The 12,419-nt window shown below is 44.7% G+C and carries 11 protein-coding genes; 5 read left to right on the top strand and 6 right to left on the bottom strand.

All coding sequences use genetic code 11. From position 1 onward, the window contains the following. The first annotated feature begins 25 nt into the window (after positions 1–25). Genes D6D85_RS10160 through D6D85_RS10145 form a run of 4 tightly spaced genes read left to right on the top strand, consistent with a single transcriptional unit; the run spans position 26 to position 4,519 of the window. The gene (locus D6D85_RS10160; RefSeq protein WP_125671931.1) at positions 26–1,810 is read left to right on the top strand and encodes an aldehyde ferredoxin oxidoreductase family protein; all 1,785 of its coding nucleotides are present in this window, start codon (positions 26–28) and stop codon (positions 1,808–1,810) included. A gap of 41 nt (positions 1,811–1,851) precedes the next feature. After that, a complete protein-coding gene (locus D6D85_RS10155) occupies positions 1,852–3,270 on the top strand; it encodes an MFS transporter (RefSeq protein ID WP_125671930.1) in 1,419 nt (472 codons plus the stop codon). A gap of 36 nt (positions 3,271–3,306) precedes the next feature. Further along, positions 3,307–3,933, top strand: a complete 627-nt coding sequence (locus D6D85_RS10150) for a nucleotidyl transferase AbiEii/AbiGii toxin family protein (RefSeq protein ID WP_125671929.1) — start codon at positions 3,307–3,309, stop codon at positions 3,931–3,933. Beyond that, positions 3,920–4,519 (top strand): type IV toxin-antitoxin system AbiEi family antitoxin domain-containing protein, encoded by a 600-nt coding sequence (locus D6D85_RS10145; RefSeq protein ID WP_125671928.1) that lies wholly within the window; start codon positions 3,920–3,922, stop codon positions 4,517–4,519. The genes D6D85_RS10150 and D6D85_RS10145 overlap by 14 nt, the downstream gene beginning before the upstream one ends. Positions 4,520–4,544: 25 nt before the next feature. Here D6D85_RS10145 and D6D85_RS10140 read toward each other — a convergent pair whose 3' ends face one another. The 6 genes from D6D85_RS10140 to D6D85_RS10115 form a co-directional block, all read right to left on the bottom strand. Then, a complete protein-coding gene (locus D6D85_RS10140) occupies positions 4,545–5,726 on the bottom strand; it encodes a DNA double-strand break repair nuclease NurA (protein WP_161969821.1) in 1,182 nt (393 codons plus the stop codon). Beyond that, the gene (locus tag D6D85_RS10135) at positions 5,726–7,156 is read right to left on the bottom strand and encodes an ATP-binding protein (RefSeq protein ID WP_125671926.1); all 1,431 of its coding nucleotides are present in this window, start codon (positions 7,154–7,156) and stop codon (positions 5,726–5,728) included. The genes D6D85_RS10140 and D6D85_RS10135 overlap by 1 nt, the downstream gene beginning before the upstream one ends. Before the next feature lie 99 nt (positions 7,157–7,255). Beyond that, positions 7,256–7,771: an NUDIX hydrolase gene (locus D6D85_RS10130; protein ID WP_125671925.1), complete on the bottom strand. Its 516-nt coding sequence runs from the start codon at positions 7,769–7,771 to the stop codon at positions 7,256–7,258. 19 nt (positions 7,772–7,790) lie between these two features. Next, positions 7,791–8,486 carry a hypothetical protein gene (locus D6D85_RS10125; protein WP_125671924.1) on the bottom strand — a complete coding sequence of 232 codons (696 nt, stop codon included), beginning with the start codon at positions 8,484–8,486 and terminating at the stop codon, positions 7,791–7,793. A 47-nt stretch (positions 8,487–8,533) separates the two neighbouring features. Continuing rightward, positions 8,534–9,868 (bottom strand): serine hydrolase, encoded by a 1,335-nt coding sequence (locus D6D85_RS10120; protein ID WP_125671923.1) that lies wholly within the window; start codon positions 9,866–9,868, stop codon positions 8,534–8,536. A 55-nt stretch (positions 9,869–9,923) separates the two neighbouring features. Next, positions 9,924–11,162, bottom strand: a complete 1,239-nt coding sequence (locus D6D85_RS10115; protein ID WP_237558820.1) for an AAA family ATPase — start codon at positions 11,160–11,162, stop codon at positions 9,924–9,926. A 109-nt stretch (positions 11,163–11,271) separates the two neighbouring features. Between D6D85_RS10115 and D6D85_RS10110 the strand changes: the two genes are divergently transcribed. After that, positions 11,272–12,419: rhomboid family intramembrane serine protease (locus tag D6D85_RS10110; protein ID WP_133308311.1), on the top strand; the 1,148-nt coding region annotated here is incomplete at its 3' end.

Here is a 12,419-nt window from a genome sequence, read left to right as displayed (position 1 = left end):
ACGTGCATGACGAAGGGGTGCCGTGATGAGGGGATATGGGCTTATTCACTGGATAGATCTATCAACAAGAAGCGTTAGAAGCGAACCCGTTCCGGACGAGCTTGCTTGGAACTTCATAGGAGGAAAGGGTCTTGGAGCTAAAATTCTTTATGATTTTACAGATGAGAGGACTGATCCCATCGGGCCTGATAACCTGCTTATATTCTCAATAGGTCCTTTCACCGGAACTGCTGTTCCCTACTCAGGAAAGGGAGCTTTCACCTTCAAATCCCCCTTAACTGGGATAATGGGGGAATCCATAATAGGAGGGACAATAGGAGCTGCAGCCAGATGGACAGGGACAACAGCTCTTGTGATAAAGGGAAAAGCTGAGAAACCTGTTTACATAGCTGTAAGCGAGGATGGGGTTGAGATAAAGGATGCTGATCATTTATGGGGCCTCGATATATACAGGACAGAGGATGAGATAAAGAAGGAGCACAAAAGGTGTTCTGTTGCAGCAATAGGCCCTGCAGGTGAGAATTTAGTGAAGTTTGCAGCGATAGGAAACGAGAGGTGGAGACAGGCAGGAAGAGCAGGAGGAGGAGCTGTGATGGGATCAAAGAGGGTCAAGGCCATTGTCATGGAGTATGAAAAACAGAAATGGGATGCCTTTGATAGGGATGCTGTGATAAAGTATTCAGCTGAGGAGATAATTCCGAAGGCAAAGGAGGCATTGAAATCCTATTTTGAGAGGGGAACTCCGGCCATGGTAGAGATAGCTAACGATTGGGGATTCTTCCCGAGCTATTACTGGTCGAGGGGATCTCTTGAGGGATGGGAGGGGATATCCTGGGATTCGATAAAGAGAGAGGTTTTTGTTCATCCAAGAGCTTGCTTCGGATGCCCAACTCCCTGCGGCAGATACTGCAGGGTGAGAGATGGAAGGTACGAGGGGAGCGAGGTCGAGCTTGATTACGAGACCATATACGCAATAGGCGGTCTAAATGCAATAACGGATGTAAAAGCAGTTGTCTGGCTGAACGATCAAGCCGATAGGCTGGGAATGGACACGATAACGCTGGGAAACGTCTTTGGATTTGCAATAGAAGCATACAAGAGGGGGAAGATTGATCCGGGCTTCAAGCTGGACTACGGTGATCCCGAGTCCCTTTATGAGCTGGCTGAGATGATAGCAAGAAGAGAGGGAGTTGGTGATATACTTGCAGAGGGAGTTGCACATGCATCAAGGAAGTTGGGGCTTGAGGATATAGCAGTCCATGTGAAGGGACTTGAACCAGCCGGTTATGATCCCAGAATATTGAAGAGCATGATCCTCTCCTATGGAGTCTCAAGCAGGGGTGCATGCCATCTCAGGATGATGGGCTACTTCCTAGATATAAGGGGAATAGGAGGGGATAGAAACGCTGTAAACGAGGAGAAGACAGTTGCCCTAGCTGAATGGGAGGAGAAATGCGTCTTATGGGATTCTCTTCTTGCGTGCAAGTTCAGCAGGACTGTTATGGAGCCTGAGCAGATGGCCAAATACTACACCTTGATAACTGGAAGGCAGACAACCCCCGGGGACCTAAGAAGGGCAGCAAGGAGGATCATAAACCTCGTGAGGATGTACAATGTAAGGCATGGGATTAGAAGAAAAGATGATAAGCTGCCTAAAAGGCTTCTTAAGGAGACGCTTCAGGGCAAAGAGGAGGGAAGAATAACAGAAGAGGAGCAGGAGAGGTTTCTCAGCCTATACTACAGGATAAGAGGATGGGATGAGGAGGGAGTTCCGAGGCCTGAGACTCTGAGGGAATATGGCTTGAGTTAATTAAAGGTTAAATTTTTTAGCGAAATAAATCCGATCTCACTATGCAAGACGGAAAGATGCTCCATGTACTATCAGTGACGACAATCGCCTCCTTTCTAGCTGGCATAAATGCAAGAATAGTTGTTGTTGGACTTCCCTTAATTGCCCACTTCCTTGGAGCCGATGTTGAACAAGCTCTCTGGTTTACCCAAGCCTATATGCTGGGATCGACGGCAATCCAACTCATAGTCGGAAGACTCAGCGATATCTTCGGGAGAGTGAACCTCTTCTCTCTTGGTTTTGGCTTGTTTTCTATTGCAGCACTTCTTTGTGGCTTTTCATGGAATCCTTTTAATATGATAGCCTTTAGGTTCTTTCAGGGGATAGGAGCAGCTTTTCTCATGAGTCTGAGCCTCACCATAATAGCTGATAATGCACCAAGGGAAAGAGTGGGGACATGGATAGGAGTAAATCAAGTGGCTTTCAGGCTCGGCTCCCTGCTGGGGCTCACACTTGGTGGAGTTATCATAGATTTAATGGGCTGGAGATGGGTCTTCTGGATCTATGTCCCGCTTGGCCTTGTATCAATATTCTGGTCAAAGAGAAGACTTGAGGAGGTTTTCAAACCGAGAGAGAGGCCCAGAATAGATTCTTTCGGTTTTATTACATTCACTATTTCCATCTCGCTTATACTGCTATCCCTGACATATGCTTCTTATCCGAATTCATCAAGGCTTTCCTGGATTCTAGCACTTGCGGGCCTAATAACACTCGCTCTCTTTATCTTGTGGGAGCTTAGATTCCCCTCTCCTGCTCTCGATCTGAGGATCTTCAGAATATGGCAGTTCTCAGGAGGTATTATAGCACAGCTCCTGTATGCCATAGCATTCGGTGCTACCACAATACTGTTAGTGGTATATCTGGAGATAATCAGGGGCCTGAGCCCATCGGATACAGGTCTCCTTCTAATACCATATGAGCTCTCTTTTTTGGTGTTTGGGGTTGCCGGAGGAAAACTGTCCGACAGATATGGTTATGCACCTGTGACAATAATAGGTCTTGCGCTCTCATCGGCATCCCTCTATCTTATGTCAGGGCTTCGGATGGACACACCTCTTTACATTGCAGTCATCTACATGCTCCTTCTTGGGATGGGAACTGGTTTATTCGTCACGCCAAATGCGAGCTCAATAGTGATAAGTGCTCCTCCCGAGAGAAGGGGAGTGGCTTCCTCGATGAGAACCATATCATTTAATCTGGGTTTTGCAATAAGCCTGAATCTGGCGATATTGGTGATGACTCAGTTCATACCATATAGCATAGCATCAAAGCTGATAACAGAGGACTATAGCGGGATTGTGGATGATATAGCAAGGGATCTCCAAAATCTATCTGTTGCATTAAGCCAGACATTTAAAGTTCAATCAATTATTATGGCGGTTGCCATGATCTTCTCCATCTCCAGATCTATGAGAGACTGAGGTTATACTTATATATAACCTAGGTCCACATATATTGTGGAGTCAAGAAGAATTCCCTTGGTCAAGATACTCAAAGGAAGGCTTTTGAGAATAGCTGAACTCCAAGATGCTGTGATCTTGGAGCTATCAAGGAGATTTTACTTTGTCCTTCATGGAGGTCTGGCCGTCTGGAGGGTATATGGAGGGAAAAGATTCTCCCTAGACATAGATATCTATCACGAGGATCCCAGAAAGCTCATGAACATCCCTTTCAAATTCACTAGGAAAAAGCTTACCTCATCGGGAGTCCTTTATTTGAGACTTAAGAATGGTGCTGAGGTTGAACTTGAGGCATCTCCCATGTTCAAGAAGAAGGAGATAATAGAAGCAGATTACTGGCTTGTGGACGGAAGCAGTATTGTCATCAGAACCCTGAAGCAGGAGGAGCTTGTTAGGGAGAAAGTTGAGGCATTCCTAGAGAGAGGTAAGGCTAGAGATCTCTACGATATCTACTACCTTCTGGATCTCTGTGATCCCGCATTGATAAAAGAGGAGATGAAAGTCCTTTCAGAGAAATTGAGAATACCTGATGATTTTTCGGGTCTAAAGGAACTCATTCTGATGGGAGTTCCTCCCAGTTTTGATGCAATAGAGAGGAAGGTGAGGAGATATGCCTCAATATAAGCACTTACAGCTTCTGGAAAAGCTCAGAAGATCCTCATTCTTCACATACAGCTTTGTTGAGCACTCTGTTGGCAGAAACTATGCAAAACTCTTGATACACAGGCTGAAAAAGAGGGGAGAAATAGAGGAGCTTATGAAAGGAGTTTACACCTTCAGAAAGTCTCCTTACATCATTGTAAAGGCAATTCCGATGGCATACATTGGTCTGGGATCTGCAGCATTCCTGCATAACGCTTGGGAACAGGTGACAGCCCTAACTGTTCTTTCGCCAATGGTCTCAAGCTTGATAAAGGGGGGAATGAGAGAGATTGCTGGATACAAAGTATACCTGAGAAGGATCTCTGAGAAGATGTATTTCGGATATGATTACATATTTCTGGATGAAATAGGAGAGTTCGTGAGGGTCAGCGATCCGGAGAAGACGCTGATAGACATTATATATTACAGATATCCCTTCAGAGATGATATAATTCCAAGGCTTGTTGAGCTAGTAGACAAGGAAAAGTTAACGAAATATGCTGATGAGATGAGGAGAAGAGGAGTAAGAAGTTGGAGATCTATAACCAGCTATCTTGAAAAGCTATAATTTCACAATTTGCTTTTGTAGCTGCTTAAGTGCTCTTCTGAGGATTTAGCAGATCAAAGAACCATCTCAGCACCTCAGCGGAGACCTTTCCCTGTATCTTTCCCAAGGCCCTTGCCTCTACTTCCGATACGTACTCATCTGTGAATCTGGGATCAAGTGATATCAGGGAATCCACCATATCGAGAGCAAATGGAAGACCTGTTGCCTCATTAAAGAAGTTTCTCTGCCCCAGAAGGGTCCTGAGATCCTCAAAGGGAACTGTGACAGGATACTCTATTTCACAGACAGGAGCATCAAGATGGCTCTTTACCTGCATCCTTCTCAGCTTTTTCACAGCATTCTCCCCTATTCCCATCACTCTGTATGGTTCATATGCCCTATCTCTGGCTATTTTCAGTGGATCCTCATCCCATATCCCTCTGTGGGCCATGTAAGCTAGCTGTGTGTAGACATAAACGGGATCATCCCCTGTTATCCTCTCATACCTGAGGAGAGTGCCCTCGGGCATAATAGCTGACAGAAGAAGTTTGTCTATTATTGTCACAGGACTTTCAGCTTTTCCGACAAGATCCCTGTTTTTCAGAGCAAGAAATCCACCTATTGCCCTTGTATGACTTCTCTTTATCACTCCTATAACTCTTCCGCTCCTCAAAAGCTCCTCTGTCAATTTCAGTGTCCTGTTGAAGAGATCCCTCTCATTGTCCCCGAAGAGGCCCTGTTTTCTCATCCCGAGCGCCGAGTAGACAAAACCATAGAAGCTTCCATCTATTATCAAAAAGCCATCCTTAACCTCGTCTAGGAGATCAACTGCCATCTTTCTCTCAGAATATGTGGAAAGGAGGGAGAAGAAGTATCTGCTGACATCTTGGGAGAATGCCTGTTTTCTCTTGAACTGTCCTGCTTGATACTTCTCATCCACCCTTTTTCCTCCAAGCAGAACCACAGCTCCAACAGAGAATACACCATACCTGACCCCAAGCCTCTCGCTCAGCCTAGGAGATCTTGATCCATCGACAGCTGCTACCTTCACCTTCTTGTCGCTGAAGCCGAGCTCCTCTATATTTGATAGTATAAAACTTTTTAAATCTGAAATTAACTGCTGAAGCTTAATCACAGCATCGACTATTCTATCGGATTCCCTCTCAGCCTCCTCAAAGAACTTGTACTGCAGGTCATGAGGAAGCTTGAGCCACTCAATTTCCTCCATCATCTCACCTCAAATGTTATGAGGAGAGGTATTGGGCTGGGGTTCATTATACCAGCAAAGTAGAACCTACCATCCTCCAGATTGAGCAGGTATTCGGGAGTTATCCCAAACGGGCCAAGCCAGTCCTTTGCTCCTCCTTCTCCAGCTGCATCAAGAGGATGAAGCCTTCCATAGAAGTTCGTGTTCAGATTTCTCCTCACAGCTGCGTTTATCCCTATCTCCCCCGCTATCCCCTGGGCTATTAGTGTGAGGTTCAGATCATGCTTTCTGCCCAGAGCTGCAAGGTTTTTTATCGCCTCAGTTGTCTCGATCTGCATTCCCTCAGGCTTGAAAGGACAGTACTGAGGTGCCTCATCTATAACAAGTGCCATCTTCAAATCCATTCCTCCTATCATCATCCTCTGCAGCTCTGATGAGAGGCTCAGGAAGAAGCTCAGCTTTGAGTTGCTTGAGAATCCGGACATATCAACAACTATAGGGTTCTCCTTCCTCTCAATCAGCTTTTCCACATGCATTGTTCCCATGAGAGGAGTTATATGCTCAGGCTTTAACCTCCTGAAAACTCTGTTTGCAGCCCTGAGTGCTGAGTTCCTCCAATCATCCCTCTTTATCTCCTCTAAATGGTTATATACGAACTTCTTCAGCTCCTCGTATACGGATGAGGGCTCTCTTCCCCTCACCTTTTCCTCCCATCCCATGACATACTCATCAAATGCGTCCTTAACATTGTCGTTCCTGCCGAAGCCCTCCGTTATCTTCGAGAAGTACTCCATTATGGAGAGCTCATCCTGGGCTATCTCTGATATGTGCACGCTCTCGAAATAGGGAGAGTAGTCCTCACCGCTCCAATCCAAAACAATTACTTTGTACCCGTTATTCATGTAAAAAGGTATGAGAACATGCCTAGTGAACCAGGATTTTCCTGTTCCAGTTGCCCCAAATACTCCAACATGGTAGGGGATATACTGGGCATCTGCAGGAACCTTCCAAGAGGGATGACCGTCGAGATGAGCATCAAGCCATCCAAGCCTCTTGGCTGATGGTGCTATGTACTTCTCAAGGGGGTTTTCATTCTCATCAAAGAGGTAAACTGGGGATCTTGGTGCTATTATCCTCCTGTTAGCCCTTATTTTTCCCTCATCAACAGATCCTATTATGGAAATATTGAATGAAAAAACTTCTCTTGACCCAGATGGCTCCCCTCCGTACTTCATATAGGCTATATCAGGCCTGTACCTCGATATGTTCAGAAGCTCGTTCTTGCCCAAACCCCTCCTGAGAACCCCTATCACGCTTCCTATTTTCTTCTCCCCTCCGTTTTCTATCAGAACTATCTCCTCTGAGCATACCTCCTTTTCAGCTTCTTTAACCAGAATTACTGTTGCAGATGTATCGGTTGCCTCATCGGCAACCCTTCCTATGAACCTCATATTCAACAAAGTCGAGGATTAATAAAAAGGTCTTCTCGCCTAAGGAAATTGGATAATTTACACAAATAAAAAACATTTTAAGAAACGCCATAGTAAATGTTAGATAGAAGCAGCTTTGTTATTCCATAGGTAGAGAAGAAGAGCTGCTATCGACTTCATGTCCTCCCTGAACTCCGACAGATACTCCTCCGGGCGGAGGATGACGGTCATCAAGTACTCCCCTTTCTCAGGCCTCTGTCCCTCAAACACAAGATCCTCTGCCACAAAGATGTGCATGTGCTCATCACTGTATCCCGGAGCTACATATGCCGATGCTATCTCTTTCAGCTTTCCAGCTCTATATCCAGTTTCCTCCCTCAGCTCCCTAGCTGCTGCATCAACAGGCTTCTCTCCTTCCTCAACCTTTCCAGCTGGAAGCTCAACAATCCATCTTGCTATGGGAGCTCTCCACTGTCTCACAAAGACTATTCTTTTATCATCGAGCACGGGAACCACGACAACAGCCTTTCCAAATGATACAAGGTCTTTCACAATCCCTCCTGAGAGTATTCTCCTGTACAGCTTCACCCTTCTTCCAGCGCAGATAAATTCATCCCTCTCAACTCTGGGCTCCATAATTTTCCCTTGCACTTCATCAGACCCTAACAAATCCAGCTAGAGTCCAAGCATATTTTATGGCCTCGGCTATCAGAACTGATACAAGAGATCCTCTCATGCTTTTTCCAATGCCAGATCTGAATAGCTGGTATATCAGATATGCCTCCCAAGGAAGGAAGACTATATCTATAAGCAGATCGGCATAGTTGGGTGAAGGTGTTCCGGAGGGAGCTCCTCCTCTTAGATCAAGAGTTATCTCCCTTACAGGAGATAGAAGAGAGGCTATCATCTTGAATATCTCGGAAAATATACTAGGAATCCCTATTATTCCCATTGCTGTCAGAACAGATGAGATCTTTGCCTTCATGAGCCCTATTATCCATATTATCACTGCTCCCATAGCGTAAACTATTGGAACCACTAACAGCGCTATAACAGCTATTATCGCTGGATTTGTCGATAGTTGAATTGCATACTCCATGAAAGATCTCATTTCCTCTGTCAGATTTTCAGGCCAGATTATGCTGATCTTCACTCTTGTGTATGCTATATATGATGATAATGCACTAAGAGCGGCTATTATCGAGATCATTACAATGAAGAAAAGAGGTCTTGGCCTCTCCACTATCTTTTTCATCATATCTCCTGTGTTTGAAAATGCTGCTTTTACATATTCTCCGAAGCTGTACCTCTCTGGCTCCTTTAAAATCTCTGCTTCTGGAACATTGGCCATAAAACTGAATGCATTGACCAAAATATAAATGTTCTGCTGGAAATTCATCAACACAACCGACCAGATCTGATCATCCTGTATCTCTCATATATCATCTCCTCACCTGAAAACTCCACATTTATCCTTCTTCCGTAGCTGAGAGTGTAGAACCTAGAATGATCCTCCGATATTTCAATCGGGATTAGCGGGAAAGATGACTCGGTGTACCTATCTCTGTGCTCAAGGTATAGAAGACCTCCTCTCTTCCTGATACATATTCTATAGCATCCTCTGTACGTTTCGTAAATCCCCTGAAGCCTCTCCATTATCTCATCCTCCTTTATGAACCTCAACTTCATGGGATCCTCGCCCATGGCCACAGCTAATGCGTACATGCCGATGAAAGAGGGAGGATAACCCGAGGAGTTGCACATGACAGCGACTCCGATTCTCTCTTCTGGAACATAGCCCATAAAGGCTGTATGCACAAGAACCGAGCCGCTATGAAACACCATCTTTCTCTCAAGGAAATTATCCGTTACCATCAGACCATATCCGTATCCATCATCACCAAAAAGCTTATCAGGCACATCTGCATGCTTTCTCTCCATCAGCTCTATTGATTCCCTCGATAAAATTCCTTCTCCCCTGTTTATGTACATCTGGATATAGTTTGCCATGTCGATAGGGTTGCTAAGAATTCCCCCATCTGATGTTATCCCGTAAGGGAACCTTGATCTTATGCATCTCATCTTCCTGTCAACTATGTAAGAAGATGCTACATCAGGATCGTTTGGTGCATCAAAGTAAGTCCTGTCCATTTTTAGAGGTACTAATATGTTTTTCCTCACATAATCCTCATATTTCATCCCGCTAGCCCTCTCTATCACTCTTCCAAGGAGGACATACCCCTCGTTTAGATAAAAGAACCTCTCTCCCGGCCTTGAGACAGCCCAGCTCTCAGATCCTCTCAAAAACACAGCTATATCATCTGCTGAGGCAGCTGGAAACCATGTTGAATCCAGCTCAAGTGCTCCTTTTATGAACGCTTCTGCATATCCAAGGGCCGGGATCCCGCTTGTGTGAGTTAGAAGATGCTTTATCCTTATTGGTTCTCCAAGAGGCCTCACATCAACTGGAACATACTTGCTCACCTCGTCTTCAAGCGATACCCTGCCCTCCTCCACAAGTTTCATCACAGAAAGGGCTGTGAAGGATTTTGTTATTGATCCTATTCCATAAACAGTTCTGTTTGTTGCCGGAAGACCTTTTTCCACATCTCTAAAACCAAATCCCTTGGAATAAATTCCTCTCTCCGATACCAAGGATATGCTGAGCCCGGGAATCTTGGAAAGGGACATCTTCCTCTGGATGAACTCCTCAAGGCTGGAGAGATCGGGCATCTGACTTTCAGATTCAATACCTTAAAAACTTTAGACAAAATTATAAAAAGTTAGATTAAAAACTATTAAATTTGAAATTTTCATAGCTGAGAACATCATCTACATCCCATACCTCAGCTTTCTCCGGCTCTTTTGGCAGATCCTCCTTCCTTGGGACGAAAATAATTCTTTTGCATGGAAATCTTGCTAATTTCTCCTCCATCGATCTGAGCTCACTCTCCTCAATGCTTCTCCTCCATTTCACCTCCACCACAGCAATAAGCTTCCTGAAATCTGTCAGAGCTATGTCTACCTCATAATCCCTCTCCACTATTTTCTCATACCAGAGACCCATTGTCCTTGAGAGCAGCTTCGCAACAAACTGCTCGACATAATGAGGTATTCTCTCAACTAGAACCTTCTCAGCCTGATCCTCCTGAAACTCCCTTTCACTAATCCCATATTTTGCATCAAGATAGTAGTAGTAATCTATTACTGGAGAGACGTTCCTGTAGTAGTACTTATTTTTTCCATAAAGTTTCACCTTCTCCAGTATTCCAATGCCCTCCAATATCCTCAGGTAAGGATGCACAAGGCTCGGATCCTGCGCTGGAATTAGCTTGAGCGAATAGAGCTGAGATGCTATCTCTGTTGAAACCTGTTTTCCATCAGCCACAGCCTTTAGTATGCCATCATACACACGAGAGTACATCCTCTCTTCTTCTGTGAATATCTCACCTATCAAGGATGGGACTGTAAGCTTGACTGTGCTGGGAAGGGCTTTGAAGAAGTCCTCAGCTCTCTCCCAAGTCGGAATCAGCCACGGCTCCCTTAGAAATATGGAATACTCCACTAGTTTTTTCTTATCCCTTATCTTATCCCTTAAGTTTATCAGGATATCTCTTTCATCTATTAAACCCATTTTGAAATCCGAGAAAAGCCCCAGAATTGGAGAGCTTTTTCCAATTAGTTCCTTTGTTAGCCATAGAGTTGATGATATTGTGATTAACCTTCCTCTTACCCCTGCCTTGTGAAGCAAGTCGAGGAACTCCTCTGGAAGGCGCTGTATCTCATCGATGACAACTGTCTCATCCCTTTCTAGGCACTGAATTGACTCCCTTTTAAAGCTCTCATAGCTCAAGGTGGAGTCATCTGCAAATATAGATCCACTTCTGCCGATGAAATAATATCTGTCATAGCTTATAGAGCTTCTAATGAAGTAGCTCTTTCCAACTTTCCTCCTTCCATAAACAAGGATCCATTTTCCTGTGTTTCTAAGTCTCTTCAGATCACTAAATCTGGTTATACTAACCATAATTAGTCTAATAATGGTTAGGGTTATAAGCTTTTTCTCATTTCGCTATTTTCATATATCCCGATTTAATGACTTCAGCTTTTTTATGCTCTCAGCTTGCTGAAAGAGGATGGGACTTCCAATTCCGGGAGGAGAGTTCAGGGAGTTTCGGACGCCGGCCACCACATGGCTGATATTGATAAACACTATCGTTTACCTTCTCACAAGCTATGAGAATTTCTTCATCTCGATATCGGACAGATGGGTTGGAGCAGGAGCCTTCATACCAGCTATGATAACAAGGCCTGATCAAGCGTACAGGCTCATAACATCCATGTTTCTGCATGCAAACTTAGTGCATATATTCTTCAACATGCTCTTCCTATACAACTTCGGAAAGCCTGTTGAGGCAGCTATGGGAAGCTCCAGATACCTAATTCTTTACTTTCTCAGCGGCTTTTTATCCGAGGTATTCCACACAGCTTTCGTACCAATTGAAGGGGCATTCTCCGCATTAATTCCTGCATTGGGGGCGAGCGGGGCTATAAGCGGCATACTTGGTGCATATTTATTGATGTTTCCGGGAACTAGGCTAAGGATGTGCTTTCTCTACTTCTTCTTTCCCCTCTGCTTTACGATGAGATCTGCTGCTTACCTTATATTCTGGTTTGCACTTCAGATATTCCAAGGATATATGGGAGAAAGCGCTGGTGTAGCAGTCTTTGCGCATGCCGGAGGTTTCATAGGAGGAGTGGCGCTGCTCCCGTTGTTTGTATCTGAGGGAAGGCTTCAGCTTCTCAGGGCATATTCCTCCATGAGCAGCTTCTTTTACAGAGTTTTCTTCTTCAAACCGGGATTAAGCGCCCCATCTAAGATAGTTATAGCCCTTCTGATAGGGATTGTGGCTGCTGGAGCTGTCTATTCAGCTGTTTATGCAGGAAAAACTGGAGAGATAAGCAAAATACTGAACTTCAGCGTGGAAAGTGAAGGTTTAAATGAATCAGAGAGCATAAACATCCAGCTTCAGGGGAACAGGATTCGCATAGCTCCTATTGCTAGCGACAGTGTTAGAGTTGTTGTAAACAGGCTGAGAGCAGCTGGTCTTATCTACAGCTGGGAGAACAGGGGAAAAACAGCTATAATAGATAGACAGACCACAGGAACTGTGAACAACATACCAGTGAGGATCTACATAAGGGCTTCGCTCAGCTTCGATGAAAATGGTATTATTGAGTCCGGAGGAGGATACATTTCAACAGAGGTCCTCAGGTGTGATCA

It is taken from the genome of Candidatus Methanodesulfokora washburnensis (assembly GCF_003947435.1).
Lineage (GTDB): Archaea > Korarchaeota > Korarchaeia > Korarchaeales > Korarchaeaceae > Methanodesulfokora > Methanodesulfokora washburnensis.
This window is presented reverse-complemented; position numbering and strand designations above follow the sequence as displayed.